This window comes from Nocardiopsis mangrovi, from assembly GCF_042653925.1.
Taxonomy (GTDB): domain Bacteria; phylum Actinomycetota; class Actinomycetes; order Streptosporangiales; family Streptosporangiaceae; genus Nocardiopsis_B; species Nocardiopsis_B mangrovi.
In genome coordinates this window covers 23,256-46,896 of the sequence record NZ_JBHSFQ010000025.1, presented here as the reverse complement: position 1 = coordinate 46,896, position 23,641 = coordinate 23,256, and the positions used below count along the sequence as shown (strand labels likewise).

At 71.7% G+C, this 23,641-nt stretch carries 20 protein-coding genes, 1 tRNA gene and 3 pseudogenes; 22 read left to right on the top strand and 2 right to left on the bottom strand.

All coding sequences use genetic code 11. From position 1 onward, the window contains the following. Window positions 1–173: 173 nt before the first annotated feature. A complete protein-coding gene (locus ACFO4E_RS21910; RefSeq protein ID WP_378577708.1) occupies window positions 174–371 on the bottom strand; it encodes a hypothetical protein in 198 nt (65 codons plus the stop codon). A 401-nt stretch (window positions 372–772) separates the two neighbouring features. On the opposite strand from ACFO4E_RS21910, the gene ACFO4E_RS21905 reads away from it, so the two are divergent. Beyond that, window positions 773–1,009, top strand: a complete 237-nt coding sequence (locus ACFO4E_RS21905; protein ID WP_378577706.1) for a hypothetical protein — start codon at window positions 773–775, stop codon at window positions 1,007–1,009. Window positions 1,010–1,198: 189 nt separating this feature from the next. Here the strand turns inward: ACFO4E_RS21905 and ACFO4E_RS21900 are convergent. Further along, window positions 1,199–1,270: transfer RNA gene (locus ACFO4E_RS21900), tRNA-Arg, on the bottom strand. Between the two features lie 108 nt (window positions 1,271–1,378). Between ACFO4E_RS21900 and ACFO4E_RS21895 the strand changes: the two genes are divergently transcribed. From ACFO4E_RS21895 to atpA, 21 genes and pseudogenes are all read left to right on the top strand, one after another. Continuing rightward, entirely contained in the window at window positions 1,379–1,759 is a 381-nt protein-coding gene (locus tag ACFO4E_RS21895; RefSeq protein WP_378577704.1) for a response regulator, read from the top strand. 44 nt (window positions 1,760–1,803) lie between these two features. Continuing rightward, window positions 1,804–2,100, top strand: a pseudogene (locus ACFO4E_RS21890) (hypothetical protein); the annotation flags it as partial. Window positions 2,101–3,198: 1,098 nt separating this feature from the next. Further along, window positions 3,199–3,498: pseudogene (locus ACFO4E_RS21885) on the top strand (DALR anticodon-binding domain-containing protein); the annotation flags it as partial. 187 nt (window positions 3,499–3,685) lie between these two features. Further along, window positions 3,686–5,077: a diaminopimelate decarboxylase gene (lysA, locus tag ACFO4E_RS21880; RefSeq protein WP_378577702.1), complete on the top strand. Its 1,392-nt coding sequence runs from the start codon at window positions 3,686–3,688 to the stop codon at window positions 5,075–5,077. Window positions 5,078–5,160: 83 nt separating this feature from the next. Then, entirely contained in the window at window positions 5,161–6,459 is a 1,299-nt protein-coding gene (locus tag ACFO4E_RS21875) for a homoserine dehydrogenase (protein WP_378577700.1), read from the top strand. Window positions 6,460–6,987: 528 nt separating this feature from the next. Next, complete coding sequence (gene thrC / locus ACFO4E_RS21870; protein ID WP_378577796.1) at window positions 6,988–8,046, top strand: threonine synthase; 1,059 nt, start codon at window positions 6,988–6,990, stop codon at window positions 8,044–8,046. A gap of 38 nt (window positions 8,047–8,084) precedes the next feature. Beyond that, the gene (gene thrB, locus ACFO4E_RS21865) at window positions 8,085–9,062 is read left to right on the top strand and encodes a homoserine kinase (RefSeq protein ID WP_378577698.1); all 978 of its coding nucleotides are present in this window, start codon (window positions 8,085–8,087) and stop codon (window positions 9,060–9,062) included. Between the two features lie 427 nt (window positions 9,063–9,489). Continuing rightward, window positions 9,490–11,490, top strand: a complete 2,001-nt coding sequence (rho, locus tag ACFO4E_RS21860) for a transcription termination factor Rho (protein ID WP_378577696.1) — start codon at window positions 9,490–9,492, stop codon at window positions 11,488–11,490. 245 nt (window positions 11,491–11,735) lie between these two features. Beyond that, entirely contained in the window at window positions 11,736–13,013 is a 1,278-nt protein-coding gene (locus tag ACFO4E_RS21855) for a serine hydrolase domain-containing protein (RefSeq protein WP_378577694.1), read from the top strand. Between the two features lie 192 nt (window positions 13,014–13,205). After that, the gene (gene rpmE, locus ACFO4E_RS21850) at window positions 13,206–13,415 is read left to right on the top strand and encodes a 50S ribosomal protein L31 (RefSeq protein ID WP_378577794.1); all 210 of its coding nucleotides are present in this window, start codon (window positions 13,206–13,208) and stop codon (window positions 13,413–13,415) included. Between the two features lie 288 nt (window positions 13,416–13,703). Continuing rightward, entirely contained in the window at window positions 13,704–14,771 is a 1,068-nt protein-coding gene (gene prfA / locus ACFO4E_RS21845) for a peptide chain release factor 1 (RefSeq protein ID WP_378577692.1), read from the top strand. Beyond that, window positions 14,768–15,628: a peptide chain release factor N(5)-glutamine methyltransferase gene (gene prmC / locus ACFO4E_RS21840; protein WP_378577690.1), complete on the top strand. Its 861-nt coding sequence runs from the start codon at window positions 14,768–14,770 to the stop codon at window positions 15,626–15,628. Before prfA ends, prmC begins: the two co-directional genes overlap by 4 nt. 61 nt (window positions 15,629–15,689) lie before the next feature. Then, a pseudogene (locus ACFO4E_RS21835) lies at window positions 15,690–16,481 on the top strand (L-threonylcarbamoyladenylate synthase); the annotation flags it as partial. A gap of 662 nt (window positions 16,482–17,143) precedes the next feature. Then, entirely contained in the window at window positions 17,144–18,301 is a 1,158-nt protein-coding gene (locus ACFO4E_RS21830; protein ID WP_378577688.1) for a glycosyltransferase family 4 protein, read from the top strand. 230 nt (window positions 18,302–18,531) lie between these two features. Further along, window positions 18,532–18,993: a hypothetical protein gene (locus ACFO4E_RS21825; protein ID WP_378577686.1), complete on the top strand. Its 462-nt coding sequence runs from the start codon at window positions 18,532–18,534 to the stop codon at window positions 18,991–18,993. A gap of 60 nt (window positions 18,994–19,053) precedes the next feature. Further along, window positions 19,054–19,266, top strand: a complete 213-nt coding sequence (locus tag ACFO4E_RS21820; protein ID WP_378577684.1) for a hypothetical protein — start codon at window positions 19,054–19,056, stop codon at window positions 19,264–19,266. A gap of 93 nt (window positions 19,267–19,359) precedes the next feature. After that, window positions 19,360–20,217, top strand: a complete 858-nt coding sequence (atpB, locus tag ACFO4E_RS21815; RefSeq protein ID WP_378577682.1) for a F0F1 ATP synthase subunit A — start codon at window positions 19,360–19,362, stop codon at window positions 20,215–20,217. Window positions 20,218–20,319: 102 nt separating this feature from the next. Next, window positions 20,320–20,526 carry an ATP synthase F0 subunit C gene (atpE, locus tag ACFO4E_RS21810; protein WP_378577680.1) on the top strand — a complete coding sequence of 69 codons (207 nt, stop codon included), beginning with the start codon at window positions 20,320–20,322 and terminating at the stop codon, window positions 20,524–20,526. Between the two features lie 37 nt (window positions 20,527–20,563). After that, window positions 20,564–21,112 (top strand): F0F1 ATP synthase subunit B, encoded by a 549-nt coding sequence (gene atpF / locus ACFO4E_RS21805; protein ID WP_378577678.1) that lies wholly within the window; start codon window positions 20,564–20,566, stop codon window positions 21,110–21,112. Further along, window positions 21,112–21,918 carry a F0F1 ATP synthase subunit delta gene (locus ACFO4E_RS21800; RefSeq protein ID WP_378577676.1) on the top strand — a complete coding sequence of 269 codons (807 nt, stop codon included), beginning with the start codon at window positions 21,112–21,114 and terminating at the stop codon, window positions 21,916–21,918. The genes atpF and ACFO4E_RS21800 overlap by 1 nt, the downstream gene beginning before the upstream one ends. Before the next feature lie 80 nt (window positions 21,919–21,998). After that, window positions 21,999–23,639: a F0F1 ATP synthase subunit alpha gene (gene atpA, locus ACFO4E_RS21795; protein WP_378577674.1), complete on the top strand. Its 1,641-nt coding sequence runs from the start codon at window positions 21,999–22,001 to the stop codon at window positions 23,637–23,639. Window positions 23,640–23,641 lie beyond the last annotated feature (2 nt).

Genomic DNA, 23,641 nt, shown 5'->3' with positions numbered 1-23,641 from the left:
GATTTCCCACGTTATCCCTGCGCAGCCACGCCCTCAATGCACCGGGCGGTCCCGGAGATATGCGCGGAAGGCGACGCAAGTGTGGCGTCCACGGGCGTGTAAGAGGCCGGTGGCGGCCTGCGATGCCTCGTGCACGGCCCGCGGGACCCGCGGTCGGAGGCCGAAGGCATGTGTCACGAAGGGGAGAACACCGTATCCCGGTAGCGCTTCACGGAGATCGGTCCGACCCTGGACATCACCGCGAACACCGGAGCGCCGACGGCTTCCTTGAAAAGAGCACGCTGCTCGCTGGAGGCGTCCTGGAGCAGCATTCCGGTGTGGACCGCGTACATGTCCCTGCTGTCAGCGGGCCGCGGATTCTGCTTTCCCATGATCTCCCCTCACTGTGCGGACGCACATAGGAAAAGCCATGCCGTGGCGGCGTACTCAAGCCCCGGGTCGCGCCGGCAATGGAAACTCCGCACGGTGACTCGCAGTTCAATGATGGTGTGTTCTGTCCCACATCATTTTGAATTGAGTGTGCCGTAGGGGCACGATCTAATAGCGCGAGCGGCCGCGCTCCGAATATGATCCGAGCGCCACGGCGGCGCCGATCGGTGCGGCCGCGGCGGTCGGCACGCGCTGAGGCCGAGCGTATTCCTAGCGCCGAGCCGGTGGTGGGCCCCGTCCGGCCACCGTGCAGGCCAGGTGCCGAGGTCGTTGTCGCGTCTTCTCGGCCCGTGCCGGTCGTCGATCACGAGAATTCGAACCCCGACGATCACGTGGAGTAGCCATGACGTCTTTGCGTTCGCGTATCGCTGCCGGTATCGCCATCGGTGCCGCGCTCATCAGCATCCCGCTGACCGCCGGCGCCGCCAACGCCGCCGACTGGGTGGTGGCCGGAGGCGGCTACGCCACGTACCTGGAGTGCTGGGAGGACGGGATCGACTACATCAACCAGGACCATCACGACTACACCCAGTTCGACTGCCGCCCGAACGGCGGCTCGTGGACGATGTGGGTGCGCTAGTCCTCCCCGGCCGGAAGTGACGCTTCTCCAACGGATCCGCTGAATCGGTGCGACACCGAGGCAGCGGATCCGCCGATGGCCGGACCGGGTCCGGATAGGTGTTGCGAGGAATCTCGATCGGCGCACACGAATACGGCCGTCGCGAAACCGAGGTGACGGTCGCGCGACGGCTGCGCCGGATCGGATAGGTGCCCCCTGCAGGATTCGAACCTGCGCACACGGCTCCGGAGGCCGTTGCTCTATCCCCTGAGCTAAGGGGGCTTGTCGCGGGACCAACCCTAGCAGGGGCCCGGGGGTGGATCGCGCAGTTTTCCGTGCGTTCGCGCATACGCCAGCGGCGGCCGAGCCCCGGGCGCTAGTCTCGCGGCCGTGGGTGAAGCACTGGCACGGGTACTGGTGGTCGATGACAACGAGGTGATCAGGCAGCTCATCACCGTCAACCTGCAACTTGAGGGCTTCGAGGTCCACACGGCGGTCGACGGCCAGGACTGCCTCGACCGCGTGGGCGACGTGCGGCCCGACGTCATCACTCTCGACGTCATGATGCCGCGCCTGGACGGCTGGGTCACGGCCCTGCGCCTCCGCGAGAACGAGGAGACCCGCGGGATGAAGGTCGTCCTCATCACCGCGCGCGCCCAAGAGGACGACCTGCGGCGCGGCCGCGAGATCGGCGTCGACGCGTACCTGACCAAGCCGTTCGACCCGAATGAGCTCATCGTCACCGTCCGCGACCTCGCCGGCCTGCCCTGAGCACGGGCACGATCGAACGAGGACCGAGAGCGGCGGACAGCGGGGTGGCAGTGGGGGAGCGGACGGACGGCGGGACCGCGCTGGACGCGGCGACGCCGTGGTGGGTCGACGCGCTGTTCCGCCGGGCCGCGGCCGAGGTCGTGGGCGGCGGCGTGGAGGTCCCGTCGGCACGGCCGCGCCGCGTGCCCGAGGGCGAGGCCGGCGACTACGCCAGCGCCCTGCCGCTGCGCCTGGCCGCCCTCGCCGGGCGCCCGGCGGCGGAGGTGGCCGCCGATATCGCGGCCGTGCTGCGCGACCACCCGCAGGTGGCCGACGCGGACGCAGAGGGGCGCGGGTTCGTCGCCGTCACACTGCCGCCCGAAATCCGGCTGTCGGTGGTCCGCGCGGCAGCGGACGACCCCGCCTACCTGATCGGCGGCGATCCCCCGCACGGCGAGCACCTCCACGGCGGCCCCTTCGGCGGTGGCCCCCTCCACGGTCCGTCCCACGGGGCACGGCCCCATGAGACGCGGCCTCGCGAAGGACGGCCCGGCTCCGGACGCCCGCTTCCGGCGCCCCCGATGGCCGGCTCCGGCGGCCGCGAGGACACGGCCCCGCCCGCGGCGCTGTCCCCCTTGCACCTCGCAGGGTCGGTCGCCGAGGCCCGCGACCTCGCGCGCGACGACGCCCGCAGGCGCATCGCCGCCGCTGCCGACCGCATCACCCGCGCGGCCGACCGGCTCGCCGCCGGGAACGAGGATTCCACGGACTTGGACGCGTCCGCGGCGCCCGCCGCCGACACGGGCGAGAGCCCCACTGGCCTCCCGCTACGGGGGTCCGGGGACGCGGACGCAGCGGAAACGGGCGAACGTCCCGCCGCCCCCCCGTTGCCGGCGCTCGGAAAGGACGCCCCCGCCGAAGTGACGTGGCGGGACCCCTACCTCGACGCGCCGCCCGGCCCCGGCGCGGCCGCCCGGCTGCTCGGCGTGGTGGGGGAGGCGTCCGCGCGGATCGCGTTCTGCCGGTCGGTTCCCGACCGCCCGAAGCCCGGGGAGGCCACCGGCCCCGGCCTGTCGGCCGTGCCGACCGCGGAGGAACCGGGGGAGTGGGCCCGCCTGGTGGCGGCCAACCCCGCCTTCGCCGTCCGCTACGCCCACGCCCATTCGGTACGCAGCATCGCCTGGGCCCACGACCGCGCGACCGGCGATCCGAAGTCCTCAGCCGGGTGCCGGCCGGGGCCGGAACCCTCATCCGGGCCCTCCGCTGCGCCGGCGCACTCGGCGGGGACCTCTGCCGTGCCATGGGCCCCGATCGCGGCCCCTCCGGCGTCCGCGGCGCCTCCGCCGGCCGGCCCACCGTCCGCGCGTCCCCCGGCCGGTGGGCCACCGTCCGATGTCCCGTCTCCGTCCGGCCGGACGGGGGCCGGTGCGGCCGCCGTCCGGGTCTGGGGGGAGGGCGCGGCGGCGGTCTTGGTGGGGGAGCTGTTCGACGGGCCCGGGGTGGTGCTGACCGCCGCGCGGCGGGGGGAACCCCATATCCTGGTCAGATACCTCGAAGGTCTCGCGGATGCCTACCATGGGTGGTGGGAGTCCTGCGGCGGTGTCCCGGGGGAGGACGCCCGTCCGGTCGCAGGTCGTCCCGCCGCGTGTGACGAGGGCGGGGAGGCCATGGCCGCGCGGCTCGCTCTGTGCGCCGCAACGGCCGGGGCCCTGGCAACGGGTCTCTCCCTGCTCGGTGTGTCCGCGCCCACAAGGCTGTGAACCCACCGCGCCGTGCCGGCCGAGGCCCCCACCCGAGACGACGGCACCCTCCCGCCGGGGACGCGCGCCGGCAGGGACCCCGTCGTCGCGGCCGCCGCACCGGCTCCACCCCGGACGGCCGCCCCCGGATGCCCGCCGGAGCGACCGCCCATCCGATCACCCGACGCAACGCCGAGAGTTCACGCCCATGAGCCGCTACGCCCACCCCGCCGGTCCGCGCCACGCCGACGTGCTGCCCGAGGACAACCCGCCGAGCCCGCCCCAGGACCTCGCCGAACTGGACCCCCGGGTGTGGCCCGCCACCGCGACCCGCGTGGGCGGCGAGCTCGCCATCGGCGGGGTGCCGGTCTCGCGGCTGGCCGCCGACCACGGCACCGCCCTCTACGTGCTCGACGAGGACGACTTCCGCTCCCGCGCCCGCGACTACCGGGCCGCCTTCAGCGAGGCCGAGGCCGACGTCTACTACGCGGGCAAGGCCCTGCTGACCAAGGCCGTCGCCCGCTGGGTGCTGGAGGAGGGCCTGAAGCTCGACGTGTGCACCGGCGGCGAGCTGGCCGTCGCACTGGCCGCCGGGTTCCCCGCCGACCGTATCGGCATGCACGGCAACAACAAGTCCGAGGCCGAGCTGGCGCGCGCCGTCGACGCCGGGGTCGGCCGCCTCATCGTCGACTCCTTCGACGAGATCGACCGCCTGGAGCGGCTGTCCGCGGAGCGCGGCCGCGTCCCCGACGTGCTGGTCCGCGTCACCACCGGGGTCGAGGCCCACACCCACGAGTTCGTGGCCACCGCCCACGACGACCAGAAGTTCGGCTTCGCCCTCAGCACCGGCGCCGCCGAGGAGGCCGTGCGCCGCGTCCTGGCCGCCGGCCACCTCTCCCTGGTGGGCCTGCACTCCCACATCGGCTCCCAGATCTTCGACACCGCCGGGTTCGAGGTCGCCGCCCGCCGGGTGGCCGCCTTCCTCACCCGCGTCCACTCCGAGATGGGCGTCTCGCTGCCCGAACTCGACCTCGGCGGCGGCCTCGGCATCGCCTACGTGCCCGGCGACGCCCCGCTCGCGCCCGACACGATCGCCAAGAGCCTGCTCGACATCGTCCGCCGCGAATGCGAGACCCACGGGCTGCCCGTGCCGCGCATCGCGGTGGAGCCCGGCCGCGCCGTGGCCGGCCCCGCCGGCATCACCCTGTACCGGGTGGGCACCGTCAAGGACGTCGAGGGAATCCGCACCTACGTCAGCGTCGACGGCGGCATGAGCGACAACATCCGCACCGCCCTCTACGGGTCGGAGTACACCTGCGTGCTCGCGTCCCGCGAGAGCGACGCGCCGCCGATGCTGTCGCGGCTGGTCGGCAAGCACTGCGAGAGCGGCGACATCATCGTGCACGACCTGTACCTGCCCGCGGACCTGCGCCCCGGCGACCTGGTCGCGGTCGCGGCCACCGGCGCCTACTGCCACTCCATGGCCAGCAACTACAACCACGTCCCGCGCCCCGCCCTGGTCGCGGTCCGCGACGGCCGCTCCCGCACACTGGTGCGCAGGGAGACCGAGGAGGACCTGCTCCGCCTGGACGTAGGCTGACGGGACCGGACCGGCCAGAACGGGCCCCGGCAGGGGCCGGGATCCGGATCGAACGACGTGAGAGAAGTGGGAGTTCCCCTCTTATGGCGATGAAGGTGGCGCTGCTCGGATGCGGCGTTGTTGGGGCCGAAGTGGTGCGGCTGCTCGACGAGCAGGCGGCCGAGCTCGCCGCGCGGGTCGGCACGTCCCTGGAGATCGGCGGCATCGCCGTGCGGCGCCTCGGGCGCGACCGGGGCACGGGCATCGACCCGGCGCTGTTCACCACCGACGCCATGGCCCTGGTCACGCGCGACGACATCGACCTCGTGGTGGAGGTGATCGGCGGAATCGAGCCCGCGCGGTCGCTCATCCTCGCCGCGGTCAAGTCCGGCAAGTCGGTCGTCACCGCCAACAAGGCGCTGCTCGCCGAGGACGGCGCGGTCATCCACGCCGCCGCCCGCGACGCCGGGGTGGACGTCTACTACGAGGCGTCCGTCGCCGGCGCGATCCCGCTGGTGCGCCCGCTGCGCGATTCCCTGGCCGGCGACCGTGTGCACCGCGTCATGGGCATCGTCAACGGGACCACCAACTTCATCCTGGACCGCATGGACGCCTTGGGCGCCGGGTTCACGGAGTCGCTGGAGGAGGCCCAGTCCCTCGGCTACGCCGAGGCCGACCCCACCGCCGACGTCGAGGGGTTCGACGCCGCGGCCAAGGCCGCCATCCTGGCCCGCCTGGCCTTCCACACCCAGAAGGTCACAGCGGCCGACGTGCACCGCGAGGGCATCACCGATGTCACCGCGGGCGACATCGCCAGCGCCAAGGCCATGGGCTGCGTGGTCAAACTCCTGGCCATCTGCCAGCGCTCCGCCGACGGCGCGTCGGTGGGGGTGCGCGTCCACCCGGTGATGCTGCCGCGCGAGCACCCGCTCGCCACCGTCACGGAGGCCTACAACGCGGTGTTCGTCGAAGCGGAGTCCGCGGGCCGGCTGATGTTCTACGGCGCCGGCGCCGGGGGCGCGCCCACAGCCAGCGCGGTCCTCGGCGACCTGGTGGCGGTCGCCCGCAACCGGCTGGCCGCGACCTCGGTGGCCGAGGGCGCCCACGACACCGGGCTGCCGGTGCACCCCATGGGCCAGACCGTGACCCGCTACCACGTGGCGCTCGACGTCGCCGACCGCCCGGGCGTCCTGGCGCGCGTGGCCGAGGTCTTCGCCGACAACGGCGTCTCCATCAAGAACGTCCGGCAGGAGGGGTTCGGCGACGACGCCCAGCTCGTGCTGGTCAGCCACCAGGCGCCCGACGCCGCGCTCGCCGCGACCGTGGAGCGGCTGCGGGCGCTGGACGAGGTGCGGTCGGTGGCGTCGGTCATGCGCGTGGAGGCGTTCGCCGAGGGCGGCTGACGCCCTCCGTTGCGCGCGGGTCCGGTGACCCCGCGCCGCGGGGCCGGCGGTCCCCTGGTCCGCGCGGCACGGGCGAACTCCCGGGTTCGCGGGTGCACCGGGCTATGGCCGCGCGCCCGCGGGTCCGCGCATGCGCGGCGCCCGCCGCGGAAGGCGTGTGAGTCCGACGGTGTCGCCGGGCCGGCCGTGCGGACACGCGGGACGGGGCGCCGGGGCCCGTCCCGCCGCGCGCGGCCGTGCCGCGGCCACCGCCCGCGCCGCCGCGGTGGCCTGCGGTAGGCCCGCCGGTACCGCTCGCGCCCACCATCCCACCTGCTGAGACGGGCCAGGCCGGATGCGTGTGCGGTGCCCCCGGGGGCCTAGACTCGGGTGCACCGCGAGGCCGCGCGGGCGACCCCCGCCGGCCGACCCGCCGCCGGGCGCCGCGCGCGCCGGCCGCGATCCGCGCCGCACCGGCGCTGATCACCGGTTTTCACTGTGTCCTGGTTTTCAGGTTTCCACCCATTGCGAAAGGGCCCCGTCGTGAGCATGGCACGGGCGTGGCGAGGCGTCGTCGAGGAGTACCGCGACCGCCTTCCCGTCACGGACAACACCCCGGTCGTCACCCTTCTTGAGGGCGGGACCCCGCTGGTGCCCGCCCATCGGGTGTCGCAGCTGACGGGATGCGAGGTCCACCTCAAGGTCGAGGGCCTCAACCCCACCGGCTCCTTCAAGGACCGCGGGATGACCATGGCGATCACGAAGGCCGCCGAGGACGGCGCGAAGGCCGTCATCTGCGCCTCCACCGGCAACACCAGCGCCAGCGCCGCCGCCTACGCGGTGCGCGCGGGGATGACCTGCGCCGTCCTCGTCCCCCAGGGCAAGATCGCCATGGGCAAGCTCGCCCAGGCCCTCGTGCACGGCGCCAAGCTGCTCCAGGTCGACGGCAACTTCGACGACTGCCTGGAACTCGCCCGCAAGCTCTCGGTGGACTACCCGGTCGCCCTGGTCAACTCGGTCAACCCCTACCGCCTCCAGGGCCAGAAGACCGCCTCGTTCGAGATCGTGGACGCGCTCGGCGACGCCCCCGACATCCACTGCCTGCCCGTCGGCAACGCCGGCAACATCAGCGCCTACTGGATGGGCTACAAGGAGTACGCCGACGACGGCATCGCGACCCGCCGGCCGCGCATGTTCGGCTTCCAGGCCAGCGGGTCGGCCCCGATCGTCAACGGCGCCCCGGTGCAGCAGCCGCGCACCATCGCCACCGCGATCCGCATCGGCAACCCCGCCTCCTGGACCTTCGCCGAGAACGCGCGCGACGAGTCCGGGGGGCGCATCGACGCGGTGACCGACCGCCAGATCCTGGCCGCCTACCGGATGCTCGCCGCCGAGGAGGGCGTGTTCGTCGAGCTCGCCTCCGCGGCCAGCGTCGCCGGCCTCCTCCAGTCGGTCGGCGCCGGGCACATCGAACGCGGCAGCCGCGTGGTGTGCACGGTGACCGGAAACGGCCTCAAGGACCCCGACTGGGCGCTCGCCGGCGCGTCCGCGGCCACGACCGTTCCCGTCGACGCCGGCGCCGCCGCGTCCGCCCTCGGCCTCGGCTAGGCACCCCACCCTTTCCCCACCCCGCCCGGAGAACCCGCATGTCCCAGACGCGCCCCACGCGCGTGCGCGTGAGAACGCCCGCCACCAGCGCCAACCTCGGGCCCGGTTTCGACGCCCTCGGCCTGGCGCTGGCGCTCTACGACGAGGTCGAGGCCCGCCCGCGCGACGACGGAGAGGTGACCGTCACCGTCGAGGGGGAGGGCGCGGGCGAGGTGCCCCTCGACGCCTCCCACCTGGTGGTGCGGGCCATGCGGCAGACCTGCGAGGCCGAAGGCGTGCCGTTCACAGGGGCCGACCTGCGCTGCCGCAACGCCGTTCCGCACGGCCGCGGGCTGGGATCGTCGGCCTCGGCGATCGTGGCCGGGGCCGCGGTCGCGCTGGCGTTCGTCCACGGCGCCGACGCGGTCGACCGCGACCGGCTGTTCCGCATCGCCGCCGACCTGGAGGGCCACCCCGACAACGTGGCGCCCTGCGTCCACGGCGGATTCACCGTCGCCTGGCGCGGCGGCGCGGGGTGGGGCGCGCTGCGCCTGCCGACCTCGCCGCTGCTGCGGGCGGTGGCGTGCGTGCCCGCGGCGCGGCTGTCGACGGAGGAGGCGCGCGGCCTGCTGCCCGACCGGGTGCCGCACGCCGACGCCGCATTTACGGCCGGTCGCGCGGCGCTTCTCGTCGCGGCCGTTTCCGGCCATCCCGAACTGTTGCTGGAGGCGACCGAGGACCGGTTGCATGAGGGGTACCGAGCGCCGGCCATGCCCGCCGGCGCGGCGCTGATCCGGGAACTGCGCGAGCGGGACGGCCTTGCGGCCGTCGTCTCGGGCGCCGGGCCGACCGTGCTCGTCCTCGGCGGCTCCGCTGAGGCGCCCGTGAGCGGCGCGAAATCCACCGATCAGGGTGGCGTCACGCAAATCTGTGAGGCGAGGGTTGATTCAATACGGGAACGAACGGGTACTGCATGGCACATACACCCCTTAAGAATCGATGCGGCAGGGGTGTGGGTCAGTTCTCCCCGTTCATGAACCTGTGTCGAGGAATAGCTGTGGGCTCCGGTGATGTTAGGCTAGGTGAAGCACCAGATGCCCCGATGCGGGGCGTGTGCTCATCCGCCACAGTGTCTTCCGCGTCCGCGCGCGTGGTCTCTCATCCGCGAGTGCATTGCGTGGCCACTGTGTCGAGTTCGCGGCGCATCCGTGGCTCTGCCTACCCCACCGAAGTCGATCACTCGTCCGGCGAGAGCGACAGAATGGTCCACGGGCAGCACGACCGAGCTCATCGCCCCAACGTCTGGCTGTACCCAGAGCCCGCCGCGATTGGGTAAGGGCCCCGTTCGACGGATCCCGACATCCACGTGGGGCAAGCCCGACCCGGCCCCCGCCGGTTCGCACCACCGGGCCGGCCGTTCACCACACAATGACGGCCTAGCCCGCTCCTTGGGAAGGACCCTTAGTGAGCGACACCACCGAACTCCACACGGACGCGGCGGTCAGCACGCAGCAGAATTCGACCGCGCCCGGTGCGGAATCCGGCGACTCCGCGGCACCCGCCGCCAAGAGCGCGTCGGCGCGGTCCCGGCGCCAGGCCGGCGGTACCGGGTTGTCGGCGCTCAAGCTCACCGAGCTGCAGCGGCTGGCGTCGAGTCTCGGTATCACGGGCACGGGGCGGATGCGTAAGAACGACATCATTGCCGCCATCGAGACCAAGCAGGGCGGGCCCGTCTCCGCGCCACAGGCCGCGAAATCCGTGAAGACCTCCGACAACAGGCCCGTAGCCGATAAGGTCGATGCGACCGACGGAGCGGCCTCCGGACGGCGGTCCGCGCCCCGTACGAGCGCGGTCGCCGACCTCGCCCCGAGCGAGACCTCGGCGGCGCAGTCCGAACCGGGTGCGCGCGTCGGTGAGCCGGAACAGGCGGAGCGGTCCGAGAAGACCGCCACCCGCAGCCGCCGCGCGTCCCGCGCCAAGCGCGACGAAACCGGCGACCAGGGCCGCCCGTCGGACGGTCCCGACACCTCTACCACCGCGAGCAGCGTGACCAAGACATCCAGCACCCCCCAGAAGAGCGGCCCCGAATCCCAGGGCGGACAGTCCGGCCGGGATCGGCAGCGCAACCGACGCAATCGAGGCAACCGCGAGGACGGCGCCGCGGAGCAGCAGTCGCAGGACAGCGGCCAGCAGGGCGGCGGCCAGGGCCGCGGCGGCACCGCGACCGCCGAGGACGACTTCGGCGGTCGGCGCCGCGGCCGGCGGCGTGACCGCCGCGACCGCCGCGGCCGCGACCGCCAGGACCCCGAGCCGGTGATCAGCGACGACGACGTCCTGCTGCCCGTCGCCGGGATACTGGACATCCTCGACAACTACGCGTTCGTCCGCACCACCGGCTACCTGCCGGGTGCCAACGACGTCTACGTGTCGCTGGCCCAGGTCCGCAAGAACGGCCTGCGCAAGGGCGACGCCATCACCGGCGCCGTGCGCCAGCCGCGCGACGGCGAGCGCCGCGAGAAGTTCAACGCGCTCGTCCGGCTCGACACCATCAACGGCATGGCGCCCGACCAGGCCCGCAACCGGGCGGAGTTCAACAAGCTGGTCCCGCTCTACCCGCAGGACCGTCTCCGCCTGGAGACCGAGCCCAACATCATGACGACCCGCATCATCGACCTCGTCGCGCCCATCGGCAAGGGCCAGCGCGGGCTGATCGTGTCGCCGCCCAAGGCCGGCAAGACGATGGTGCTCCAGTCCATCGCCAACGCCATCACCGAGAACAACCCCGAGTGCCACCTCATGGTCGTCCTCGTCGACGAGCGGCCCGAAGAGGTCACCGACATGCAGCGCACGGTCAAGGGCGAGGTCATCCACTCGACCTTCGACCGTCCCGCCGAGGACCACACCACCGTCGCCGAGCTCGCCATCGAGCGCGCCAAGCGCCTGGTGGAGATGGGCCTGGACGTCGTGGTGCTGCTCGACTCCATCACCCGGCTGGGCCGCGCCTACAACCTCGCCGCTCCGGCGAGCGGGCGCATCCTGTCCGGCGGTGTCGACTCCACCGCGCTCTACCCGCCGAAGCGGTTCTTCGGCGCGGCGCGCAACATCGAGCACGGCGGCTCGCTGACCATTCTGGCCACGGCCCTGGTCGAGACCGGGTCGCGGATGGACGAGGTCATCTTCGAGGAGTTCAAGGGCACCGGCAACATGGAGCTGAAGCTCAACCGGTCCCTCGCCGACAAGCGGATCTTCCCCGCCGTCGACGTCGACTCCTCCAGCACGCGGAAGGAGGAGATCCTGATGTCCGGCGAGGAGCTGAACATCGTCTGGAAGCTCCGCCGGGTGCTGCACGCCCTCGACACCCAGCAGGCGCTGGAACTGCTCCTGGACCGCATGAAGGAGTCCAAGAGCAACGCCGAGTTCCTGCTCCAGGTGCAGAAGACCACCGTCGGCCCGAACGAGCACTGACGGCCTACGGCCGGCGCACCGCACCGCGCCGGCCGGCCGTCCCAGGCGGTCGCTGAAGCGGCTTCTCCCGACCGGGAGGGGCCGCTTTCGTGTTGCCCCGGGGACGCCGCTCCCGGCGTGCCGTGGGCGCGTCTGAGAGCGCTGCGGGGTGCCACGGACGGACGAGTTGATATTCCCCCGACACAAGATCAGAAAACCCGGGCGTATTCGCCAAAACCGCCATTCCGTGCTTCGATGTCGAGCCGATGGAAAAGAAGCGATGGGCCGCTCTCGCCGGGATCGCGGTGGCCGCCACCGCGACGCTGGTCGCGGTGCAGACCACCAGGTCCTCGGGCCTCGACAACACAGGCGGCGACACCGAACCCGTGAGTGTCTCGGCCACTCCGACGGAGGAACCCCCCCGCATCACCTCTGTGGAACGCGTCACCCTCCAGCGGTCGCTGAACGACGTGATCGAGCAGGGCTCCAGCGGGGCGGTGGCCGAGCTCGTCATCACCGGCCCCGGCGGCTCCGACACCTGGAACGGCGTCGCCGGCGTGGCCGACCGCACCACGGGCGCTCCCGTCGACCCCGGCGCGCACTTCCGCATCGCGAGCCTGTCCAAGCCGATGGTCGCCGCCACCCTGCTCCAGATCGTCGGCGAGGGGCGCGCGGACCTCGACGACAGCCTGGAGGACCTGCTGCCGGGCGTGGTCGAGGGCGGCGAGGCGATCACCCTGCGGATGGTCCTGAGCCACACCAGCGGCCTGTTCAGCTACAACCGCGACATGCCCGCCGTGGCCGACGACCCCGACCGCGCCTGGCGCCCCGAGGAACTGGTCGCGGTCGCCAACGCCAACGGGCCCGTGTTCGCCCCGGGCACCGATGTCGCCTACTCCAACACCAACTACGTGCTGGCGGCGATGGTGATCGAGGAGATCACCGGCCGCCCCTACACCGAGGCCGTCACCGAGCGCGTCATCGAGCCGCTCGGGCTGACCGGCACGTCCATTCCGACCGACTCCGGCATGCCCGAGCCGGTCATGCACGCCTATCTCGCGCTGAGCCCCTACGCCGGCGCCGAGGCGCTGCCCAGCGACATCACCGAGTTCAACCCCACCCGGTGGTACGGCACCGCCCAGGTGGTCTCGACCGTCACCGACATCAACCGCTTCTGGCAGGCGCTGCTCGGCGGCGAGATCCTCGACCGGCCGATGCTCGACGAGATGCTGGCCGTCCAGGCCACCAGCGACGACGGCTACGGCTTCGCACTGGGGCCGCGCGCCTACACCCTCACCTGCGGCGTCGAGGTGTGGACCCACTCGGGCAACATCCCCGGCTACCGCAACTGGACCGTGCACAGCGAGGACCGCCACTTCACCCTCTTCCAGGCGCGCTACCAGGCCAACCCCGACCCGCCCGCGTGGGCGGCGATCGAGACCGCGATGTGCCCGCCAGATGAGCCCGAAGAGGTCGCCCCGACGCCGACCGACTACCCGAGCGAGCCCGTCACCGGCACCGGCCGCGGCGACGACGGCGGCTGACCGGCACGGGGCCGCCGTCCCCCGAAACGGCCTGCGGGAATAGATGCTGGTCGGTTCCGGGTTGAAGGTCTGGCAAACTGGTATATCGACCGCCGCGGGACCGGTTCGCGCACACCTCCGGGCCCCGGGTGCCCCTGCGCCCCGAACGCCCACCGCGTGCGTCCGGCAACCGCCATCAGCGAGGAGATCCACGTGAAGGCCGACATCCACCCCGAGTACGTCGTCACCAGCGTGACGTGCACCTGCGGGAACACGTTCACCACCCGCAGCACCCAGACGAGCGGTGTCATCCGTGCGGACATCTGCTCCGCCTGCCACCCGTTCTACACGGGCAAGCAGAAGATCATGGACACCGGAGGCCGGGTCGCCCGCTTCGAGAAGCGCTTCGGCAAGCGCCAGTAGCGTCTGCCCGGCGGCGCCGGCGCGCGTGTGCCCACGGGCGCACGCGCCCGGCGCCGCCATTCGTGGATTCGGCGGCCGCCCCGGCCCGGACCCCTCGTCAGCGCCCACCGAGAGGGGAACCCCGCGTCGAGCGTGCCTGTGGGGGCGCGGCGTCGTGTGGACTGAGGAGCGGGGTGCGACCGAGGTACGAGGGAGTGCGCCGCGACGAGGACTGCTTCCCCGGACTGGCGCCGCCTTGAAGGCGCCGCGCAGGCTGAGCGGGAAACACTGACGAGAGACGGACGCGACGTGAAGCTGGACGACCTTCTGGGGGAGTACTACGAGCTCGAACAGCAGCTCGCCGACCCCGCTGTGCATGCCGACCAGGGGAGGGCGCGCAGCCTCGGGAAGCGCTACTCCCAGCTCACCCCCATCATCGCCACCTACCGCGAGCTGATGGCGGTCGAGAACGACATCGAGGCCGCCGAAGAACTCGCCGCGGAGGACTCCTCCTTCGCCGAGGAGGCACGCCGGCTCACCGCCGACAAGGAGCGCCTGACCGAGCGCCTGCGCCAGCTGCTGCTCCCGCGCGACCCCGCCGACGACAAGAACGTCATCCTGGAGGTCAAGGCGGGCGAGGGCGGCGAGGAGTCCGCGCTGTTCGCGGGCGACCTGGTGCGCATGTACCTGCGCTACGCCGAAGGGCAGGGGTGGAAGACGGAGGTCATCGACTCCACCTTCTCCGACCTCGGCGGGTACAAGGACATCACGATCGCGTTCAAGAACCGCGGCACCCCCGAGCCCGGCCAGGGCGTATGGCCCCGGCTGAAGTTCGAGGGCGGTGTGCACCGCGTGCAGCGCGTCCCCGTCACCGAGTCCCAGGGGCGCATCCACACCTCCGCCGCCGGTGTCCTGGTGGTGCCCGAGGCCGAGGACGTCGACGTCGAGATCAACGACAACGACCTGCGCATCGACGTCTTCCGCTCCTCCGGCCCCGGCGGCCAGAGCGTCAACACCACCGACTCCGCGGTGCGCATCACCCACCTGCCCTCCGGCATCGTCGTCTCCTGCCAGAACGAGAAGAGCCAGCTCCAGAACAAGGAGCAGGCCATGCGCATCCTGCGCGCCCGGCTGCTGGCCGAGGCCCAGGCCAGCGCCGACGCCGAGGCCGCCGCCGAGCGCAAGAGCCAAGTGCGCACCGTCGACCGCTCCGAGCGGGTCCGCACCTACAATTTCCCGGAGAACCGGATCTCCGACCACCGCGTCGGGTACAAGGCGTACAACCTCGACCAGGTCCTCGACGGCGACCTCGACGCTGTACTCCAGTCCCTCATCGACGCCGACACCAAGGAAAGGCTGGAGCAGGCCCAGTCATGAACTTCCTGCTCGACGAGGTCGCGCGCGCCACGCTGAGGCTGGCCGACGCGGGCGTCCCGTCGCCGCGCACCGACGCCGAGGAACTCGCGGCGTTCGTGCACGGCGTCCGTCGAGGAGGGCTGCACGAGGTCGCCGACTCCGACTTCGACGCCCTGTACTGGGAGTGCGTCGCCCGCCGCGCCGCCCGCGAGCCGCTCCAGCACATCACCGGCAGGGCCTACTTCCGCTACCTGGAACTCCGGGTCGGGCCCGGTGTGTTCGTCCCACGGCCCGAAACCGAGATCATGGTCGACTGGGCCATCGAGACCCTGCGCGCCATGGACGTCGCCGACCCGCTCGTCGCCGACCTCGGCACCGGCTCCGGCGCCATCGCGATCTCCATCGCGCAGGAGGTCCCGCGTTCGCGCGTGCACGCCGTCGAGATCGACGGCCGCGCCCTGTCCTGGGCCAAGCGCAACATCGACGCCAGCGGGCACGGCGACCGCATCACCGCACACCTCGCCGACCTGCGCATGGCGCTCCCCGAGCTCGACGGCGGCGTCGACCTGCTCATCAGCAACCCGCCCTACGTGCCCACCGACGACGCCGCGCAGATCCCGCCCGAGGTCCGCGACTACGACCCCGCGCCCGCGCTGTGGTCCGGCCCCGACGGCCTCGACATGATCCGCGAGCTGGAGGCGGTCGGCCGGCGCCTGCTGCGCCCCGGCGGCGCCATGGCGTTCGAACACGGCGACGGCCAGGGCATCGACATCCCGCGCCTGTTCCCCGAGGAACTGGGCTGGCGCGACGTCCGCAACCGCAAGGACCTCGCCCACCGCGACCGCTTCGTGGTGATGCGCCGGTCCGACGGCGCGTAGCGGCGTTCCCGCACACGCATCGCCCGCGGCCTACGGGCGTCGATCGAGAGAGGTGACCGCAGTGAGCCGCAGTTACGACTGCGCCGACGACAAGGCGCGCGCGGAGGGCATCGCCGATGCCGCCTCCACCGTCCGCCGCGGCGAACTGGTGGTGCTGCCCACCGACACCGTCTACGGGATCGGTGCCGACGCCTTCAGCCCGGCCGCGGTCGCCGGGCTGCTGGAGGCCAAGGGCCGCGGCCGCGACATGCCGCCGCCGGTGCTGGTGGGCTCCGTGCGGGCCGCCCACGCGCTGATCGAGGACCTCGGCACGCACGGCCAGGACCTCATCGACGAGTTCTGGCCCGGTCCCCTCACCATCGTCTGCACGGCCACCCAGAGCCTGTCGTGGGACCTCGGCGACACCAAGGGGACCGTCGCGGTGCGCATGCCCATGCACCCCGTCGCCCTGGAGCTGCTGAAGGAGGTCGGCCCCATGGCGGTCAGCAGCGCCAACCTGTCCGGCCGGCCGGCCGCCACCACCGCCGAGCAGGCCGAGGAGCAGCTCGGCGACCGGGTCGGCGTCTACCTCGACGGCGGCGACTGCGCCGGCTCCGAAGCCTCCACGATCGTCGACCTCACCTACGCCGTTCCGCGCGTGCTGCGCACCGGGGCGATCTCGATCGACCGGCTGCGCGCGGTGTGCGGCACGGTAATCGGAGAGTCCAAGGCGTGGCGCCGCCCCGAGGGCCGCAACGCCGAGCAGGGCACGGCGGACGCCGAGGCCGGGGCGGCTTCGGACGCCGACGCCCCCGGCGAGGGCCCGGCCGGTACCGGCGCCCCGGCCGCCCCTGAGGCCGGGGACACCGCGGCCGGCCGGGGGCCCCAGGACACCACGGCAGACGGCGCCGCCGCCCCCGAGACGCCGTCCCGCGACACCGGGACCCCACTCCCGGCCGCCGATGACGGGACCGCCGCGCCGGACGCGCCCGGAGAGGCGCCCCGCGCGGCGGCCGACCCCCGCCGCGACAACGGAACGTCCGGGCAGGGCGCCGACGCCTCCGCGACCGGCGCCGCCGGCCCCGAGACCCCGGCAGGCGAGGACCGCCGCCCCTGACGGGGACGGACCACGGACCGGGACCTGACGTCCCCCGGGCCGGAGGCGCCCCGGCACCCTCCCCTCGGCTCCGAGCGGCCGACATTCGCAGGCGGCTCGGCGACCCCGTCCGCCGCCGACGCAGGACGGCGCCGGCCCCTCCGCCGCGCACGCCCTTCCCCGTGTCGGTACGGGTGCTGCCATGGCGCTCGACCGAGTGTCCCGTCATGCGTGCGGAGGCGCCGCCGGCGTGGGCCGCACGCCGCCCCTCCCTCTTTGCGGAGGCGGACCGCATGGGCGGCCACGACGGGGTTCCGGCTCGGACGTTCGGAGAGAAACGGCCGTCCAGGAGTGCTAGGTTCTTGGGCAGACCCGACCACGGTCACGCGTCACCGGGTCCGGCCGACGCGTCGGCTCCAAGAGAGGCTGCTGGACTTTCCGTGCGTGAGTACGCGCTCACCTTCGTCATCGCCATGGCGGTCACCTATCTGCTGACCCCCTTCGTCCGGCGCGCCGCCATCACCTTCGGCGCGGTTCCACCGGTCCGCGATCGCGACGTGCACACAGAGCCGATCCCCCGGCTGGGCGGAATCGCCATCTACGGCGGGTTCGCGGCGGCGCTGCTGATCTCCTACCGGCTGCCGCACCTGCAAGAGGTGTTCGTCTACGACACGTGGCGGGGGCTGCTGCTGGCCGGCGGCCTGATCACGCTCATCGGCATCGTCGACGACCGGTGGGGCATGTCCGCGGTGCCCAAGCTCGCGGGGCAGACCGTCGCCGCCGGGATCCTGGTGGCCTCGGGCGTGCAGATGCTCTGGCTGCCGCTGCCGGGCACCCAGCTCTCGCTGGGCCCGTGGCTGGGCGCGGTGGTGTCGATCCTGCTGATCGTGGTCACGATCAACGCCGTGAACTTCGCCGACGGCCTCGACGGCCTCGCGGCCGGGATCGTCGCGATCTCGGCGTTCGCGTTCTTCGCCTACTACTACGTCGCGGCCGTGGACCAGGGGTTCGAGCGCCAGTCCTACCCGGCGATGATCGCGATCATCCTGGCAGGGGTGTGCATCGGGTTCCTGCTGCACAACTTCAACCCCGCGCGCGTGTTCATGGGCGACACCGGGTCGATGCTCCTCGGGCTGCTCCTGACCTCCATCACCATCACGGTGACCGGGCAGTTCTACCCCGACGGCCGCACCAGCGTGCACGGGCTGGCGCTGTTCCTGCCGGTCCTGCTGCCGCTGCTGGTGCTGGCGCTGCCGCTGGCCGACCTCGTCCTGGCCGTCGTGCGCCGGACCCTGGCGGGGAAGTCGCCGTTCGCACCGGACAAGAAGCACCTGCACCACCGCCTGCTCGAACTGGGCCACTCCCACGCGCGGGCCGTGCTGCTGATGTACCTGTGGGCCGCGATCATCGCGTTCGCGTCGGTGTCGCTCTCGGTGTTCAATTCGCCGCTGATGGTGCTCGCCGTGACCGTCCTGGTCGCGATGTGCGCGGTCGGATTGATCACGCTTCCGCGGCTGCGGCGCCGCCGCTCCGCCGTCCGGCTCCGTGACGCTGACGAAAAGGTCACAGATCCGCCCGCCACACCGTCGGGTGGGTGAGGATCCGGTTACCTCGGACCGCAGTTGCTCCATGACCCGAAAGGACGCTGACCTGGGGCTTCCGGCCGCGCCACGCCGCAGCCGACATAACACATAGGCGGAAATATCGAGGTTCGGGACATCCCGGACGCCGGTAAGATGTGTGTAAAGGCCACCCGGGGCCGGGGGCCGAAATCCTTGTGATAGCTTTCACGAGCAAGCACCCCACTGAACAGCCACGGAGCTTCTACATGCAGGAACACGACGCCCGAATTCTGGCGGGCGCCGCGATTCCCACCGCCGCCGCGGGCCTGATCGCCATGGTCATCGCCTTCTTCGCGGCGGGCGTGCACGGGCTCGTGGGGGCGCTCGTCGGCACCGTGCTGATCATCGTCTTCTTCGCGATCTCGGCGGTCATCATCGCCGTGGTGGCCAAGCGACAGCCGCAGCTGGTCCTGATGGCCGCCCTCGCCACCTACACCCTCAAAGCGGTCGCGCTCGCGATCGTCCTGCTCCTCTTCGGCGGCGCCGAGGTGTTCGACCTCAACGCGTTCGCCGTGACGGCCGGGGTGTGCGTCGTGGTCTGGCTCACGGGACACTCCGTCGCCAGTCTCAAGGTGCGGCGCCTCTACATCGAACCGGTCGAGAGCCCCGCGGACCCCGAGTCCGCCGAGGGGGCCGGAGCCGGTGAGCACGCCGAGGCCAAACCGTGATCGGGCGGCCACGGGGTGGTGTGCGTGCACTGTTCACCTACTGCTATCTTCCGGAGCGAGATGAACGGTCGTCCGGCCGAAAGCGGCGAGAAGCCGAGTGCCGAGGGCATGACCGTCGTCTCGTACCTGCTGGGAGGCTTGGCCGTCTGGGGCGGTGCGGGCTGGTTGGCGGACCGGGCTCTCGGCTTCGAGACCGTGTTCCTGCCCATCGGCCTGGTCCTGGGGCTGGTCGGCTCGATCTATCTGATCATCACCCAGTACGTCCGGTTCTGACCGACCCGCCCGGTGGCGTGCCGCACACCCCAAGCTGCGCGCGACCGCCCTATACATCGAGGACTGAGTTGCGTCACGACGAAAGGGTTCGCCGTGAGTGCTGACGTGCTTGCTGCCGCTCCGAGCGCCGAGTGCCCGGACCCCCACATCTTCAATGATTTCGGTTGTAAGTTCGAGGCTCCCACGACCGCGATCTTCTTCCCGACCCCGTGGTTCACCTACGACCTTCCGGGGACGTCCGGCATCACCAAGTACGCGCTGGTCCTGGCCGTCGTGGTGGTGCTGGTCAGCGCCTTCTGGTTCTTCACCTCGCGCAGCGCCAAGGTGGTCCCCGGGCGCTGGCAGAGCGTCGCCGAGCTGACCGTCGGCTTCGTCCGCGACCAGATGGTCCGCCCCGGTATGGGCAAGGCCGGCGACCGCTACATGCCGCTGATGGTCACGCTGTTCACGTTCATCCTGTTCATGAACGTCGTGGGCATCGTGCCGGGGCTCCAGCTCCCGGTCACCAGCAACCTCGCCTTCCCCGCGGTGCTGTCGCTCCTGGTGTACGTGCTGTGGAACGTCGTCGGCATCCGCGAGCACGGGTTCGGCGGCCACATCAAGGCCAAGCTGGTCCCCAGCGGCGCCCCCATGTGGATCATGCCGGTGCTGATCCCCATCGAGTTCATCTCGAACTTCATCTTCCGCCCGCTCACCCACGCGGTCCGGCTCTTCGCGACCATGTTCGCGGGCCACATGCTGCTCGCCGTGTTCGCCGCGGCCGGGTTCTACCTCTTCAACCCCGACGCGGGGGGCATTCTCAGCGCGGTGTCGATCGGCTACTCCGGCATGGCACTGTTCGGGTTCCTCGTGTTCACCGCTTTCGAGCTGTTCATCATGGGCCTCCAGGCCTATGTGTTCGTCCTACTGGCCTCCTTCTACATCGGTGAGGCCATCGAGGGCGGCCACTGATCCGGGCCGCTCCTCCCTGACCCCAGCCCGGTACACCACGTCAGTTCGACGGCACACCGTGCTCGTCGGCGTGTTCTCCAGATAAGAAAAGGAATCACCACAATGACCGGAACCCTCGCCACCATCGGTTACGGCCTCGCCTGCATCGGCCCCGGCATCGGTGTCGGCCTCATCTTCGGCAACGGCGTGCAGGCCATCGCCCGCCAGCCCGAGGCCCGTGGCATCCTCCAGGGCCAGATGATCCTGGGCATGGCGGTCATCGAGGCACTCGCCATCCTCGGCTTCGTGCTCGCGTTCATCCAGGCCTGATCCCCGGATCGGCGAAGAGAAGATCGAGCACGAAGGGATGCCAGCCGTGATCTTGGCTGCTGAGCAGGAGAACATCCTGCGCATTCACTGGGATGAATTCACCTTCGGCCTCATCGCGTTCCTGATCATCTTCGGCGTCGTCGTCAAGATGTGGCCGCGGTTGACCTCCGCCCTGGACGAGCGTGCCAACCAGATCGAGGGTGGCATCGAGCGTGCGAAGAAGGCGGAAGCCGAGGCGGAGGAGACCCGCCAGCAGTACCGCGAGAAGCTCGAAGAGGCGCACCGCCAGTACGCCCAAGAGCTGGAGAAGGCCCGGGAGCAGCGCGCCGCCATCATCGCGGAGGCGCGCGAAGAGGCCCAGGCCGAGGGTCGGCGCATCATCGAGGCCGCCCACGCGCAGATCGAGGCCGACCGCCAGCACGCGTTCGCGCAGCTGCGGTCGGAGATCGGCACGCTCTCCACGGACCTCGCCACCCGCATCGTCGGTGAGACCCTGAGCGACAGCGCCGCCCAGAACCGCGTCATCGACCGGTTCCTGGAGGAGCTGGACCAGGCCGACAGCCCGGCCCAGGCCGAGGTGCGCTGATGCGTGGTATCAGCCGCACCTCCCTGGCCGAGGTCACCGAGCGGTTCGACGCGGTCCTCGCGTCCGCCGACCCGGCGACGCTGGGGCACGAGCTCTTCGAGGTCGTCGCGCTCCTCCAGCGGGAGCACTCCCTGCGCCGCTGGCTGGCCGACCCCGCCAACCCGGCCGAGGCCAAGTCCGGCCTGGTGGGCTCGCTGCTGGAGGCCAAGGTCTCCCCGGCCACCGTCATGGTGGCCGGCGACATCGCCGGGGCCGCGTGGTCCAAACCGCGCGACCTCGTCGACGCCGCCGAGCGGCTGGCCGTCTACGCGACGGTCGCCGCGGTGGACGAGCAGCGGCTCGGCGACATCGAGGACGAGCTGTTCCGGTTCGGCCGGATCGTCGTCGCCGAGCACGGCCTGCGCGCGGCGCTCACCACCGAGGGCGTCGCGGCCGAGCACAAGCGCGCCCTGGTGGCGGACCTGCTCTCGGGCAAGGCCGACGCCGCCACGCTCGCGCTGATCACCGAGGCGGTCACCCGTCCCCGGGGCCGCACACTGGAACAGGCCCTGGACCACTACGGGCAGATCGTCGCCGAGCGCGCCAAGCGCTACATCGCCGTGGTGCGCACCGCCGTGCCGCTGAGCGAGGACCGGCAGGCGCGGCTCCAGGCCACGCTGGCCCGGGTGTACGGACGCCCCATCCACCTCAACATCGAAGTCGTCCCGGAGATCGTGGGTGGGCTCTCCATCCGCGTGGGCGATGAGGTCATCGACGGTACCGTCGCCGGGCGCCTCGCCGAGGTCCGGCGCCGGCTGGCCGGCTGACGCGACGAATTCGGCCAACGCAACGCACGCACGGCGCCCCGGACAACGCGGCGCCATACGAGAGCAAGGACATACGTGAGATGGCGGAGCTGACGATCCGGCCGGAGGAAATCCGGAACGCGCTGGAGCGCTTCGTCCAATCGTACGAGCCCGAAGCCGCCGCACGCGAGGAGATCGGAACCGTCACCTACTCCGGTGACGGCATCGCCCGCGTCGGTGGCCTTCCCTCTGCGATGGCGAACGAGCTGCTGCAATTCGAAGACGGAACCATGGGCCTGGCCCAGAACCTGGAGATCGGCGAGATCGGCGCCGTTGTCCTGGGCGACTTCAACGGCATCGAAGAGGGCCAGACGGTGCGCCGCACCGGCCAGGTCCTCTCGGTGCCGGTCGGCGACAACTTCCTCGGCCGCGTGGTCGACCCCATGGGTCGCCCCATCGACGGCCAGGGCGACATCGAGACCACCGAGCGCCGCGAGCTGGAGCTCCAGGCGCCCACGGTCATGCAGCGCCAGCCGGTCGGCGAGCCGATGCAGACCGGCATCAAGGCCATCGACTCGATGACCCCCATCGGTCGCGGCCAGCGCCAGCTGATCATCGGTGACCGGCAGACCGGCAAGACCGCGATCTGCATCGACACCATCATCAACCAGAAGTCGAACTGGGAGTCCGGCGACCCCAGCAAGCAGGTGCGCTGCATCTACGTGGCGGTCGGCCAGAAGGGCTCGACCATCGCCAGCGTGCGCGGGGCCCTCGAAGAGGCCGGCGCGATGGAGTACACCACCATCGTCGCCGCCCCGGCCTCCGACCCCGCGGGCTACAAGTACCTCGCCCCCTACACCGGTTCGGCCCTCGGCCAGCACTGGATGTACCAGGGCAAGCACGTCCTCATCGTCTTCGACGACCTCACCAAGCAGGCCGAGGCCTACCGCGCCGTGTCCCTGCTGCTGCGCCGCCCGCCGGGCCGCGAAGCCTACCCGGGTGACGTGTTCTACCTGCACTCCCGGCTGCTGGAGCGCTGCGCGAAGCTCTCCGACGAGCTGGGCGCGGGCTCGATGACCGGCCTGCCGATCATCGAGACCAAGGCGGGCGACGTCTCGGCCTACATCCCGACCAACGTCATCTCCATCACCGACGGCCAGGTGTTCCTGGAGGCCGACCTGTTCAACCAGGGTCAGCGCCCGGCCATCAGCGTCGGCGTGTCGGTGTCGCGTGTCGGCGGCGCAGCCCAGACCAAGGCGATGAAGAAGGTCACCGGCCCGCTGCGGACCAGCCTCGCCCAGTACCGCGAGCTGGAGGCGTTCGCCGCCTTCGGCTCCGACCTCGACGCGGTCTCCAAGGCGCAGCTGGCGCGCGGTGCGCGCCTGATGGAGCTGTTCAAGCAGGGCCAGTACCGCCCCTTCGCCGTGGAGAAGGAGGTCGTCGCGATCTGGGCCGGCACCACCGGCGAGCTCGACGAGGTCCCGGTCGAGGACGTGCTCCGCTTCGAGTCGGAGTTCCTGGACTTCCTGGGCCGCGAGCACCCCAAGGTCCTCGACAACATCCGCGAGAGCGGCAAGTTCGAGGACGAGACCGCGGCCACCCTGAAGGAGGCCATCGCCGGCTTCAAGCAGGCGTTCCAGACCAGCGCCGGCACCCTCCTCGGCAACGAGGAAGCCGAGGCCCTGGAGGAGAGCGAAGTCGGCCAGGAGACCATCAAGGTCGCCAAGAGCGCCGGGAAGTAGCC

Excerpts from the sequence above, each read along its gene's own strand:
- ACFO4E_RS21800 (WP_378577676.1), top strand. The coding sequence starts at position 21,112 with ATGCGTGGTATCAGCCGCACCTCCCTGGCCGAGGTCACCGAGCGGTTC.
- ACFO4E_RS21910 (WP_378577708.1), bottom strand. The coding sequence starts at position 371 with ATGGGAAAGCAGAATCCGCGGCCCGCTGACAGCAGGGACATGTACGCG.
- ACFO4E_RS21820 (WP_378577684.1), top strand. The coding sequence starts at position 19,054 with ATGAACGGTCGTCCGGCCGAAAGCGGCGAGAAGCCGAGTGCCGAGGGC.
- ACFO4E_RS21875 (WP_378577700.1), top strand. The coding sequence starts at position 5,161 with ATGGCGATGAAGGTGGCGCTGCTCGGATGCGGCGTTGTTGGGGCCGAA.
- atpA (WP_378577674.1), top strand. The coding sequence starts at position 21,999 with ATGGCGGAGCTGACGATCCGGCCGGAGGAAATCCGGAACGCGCTGGAG.
- ACFO4E_RS21905 (WP_378577706.1), top strand. The coding sequence starts at position 773 with ATGACGTCTTTGCGTTCGCGTATCGCTGCCGGTATCGCCATCGGTGCC.
- ACFO4E_RS21855 (WP_378577694.1), top strand. The coding sequence starts at position 11,736 with ATGGAAAAGAAGCGATGGGCCGCTCTCGCCGGGATCGCGGTGGCCGCC.
- prmC (WP_378577690.1), top strand. The coding sequence starts at position 14,768 with ATGAACTTCCTGCTCGACGAGGTCGCGCGCGCCACGCTGAGGCTGGCC.
- thrC (WP_378577796.1), top strand. The coding sequence starts at position 6,988 with ATGGCACGGGCGTGGCGAGGCGTCGTCGAGGAGTACCGCGACCGCCTT.
- atpE (WP_378577680.1), top strand. The coding sequence starts at position 20,320 with ATGACCGGAACCCTCGCCACCATCGGTTACGGCCTCGCCTGCATCGGC.
- thrB (WP_378577698.1), top strand. The coding sequence starts at position 8,085 with ATGTCCCAGACGCGCCCCACGCGCGTGCGCGTGAGAACGCCCGCCACC.
- ACFO4E_RS21825 (WP_378577686.1), top strand. The coding sequence starts at position 18,532 with ATGCAGGAACACGACGCCCGAATTCTGGCGGGCGCCGCGATTCCCACC.
- lysA (WP_378577702.1), top strand. The coding sequence starts at position 3,686 with ATGAGCCGCTACGCCCACCCCGCCGGTCCGCGCCACGCCGACGTGCTG.
- atpF (WP_378577678.1), top strand. The coding sequence starts at position 20,564 with ATGCCAGCCGTGATCTTGGCTGCTGAGCAGGAGAACATCCTGCGCATT.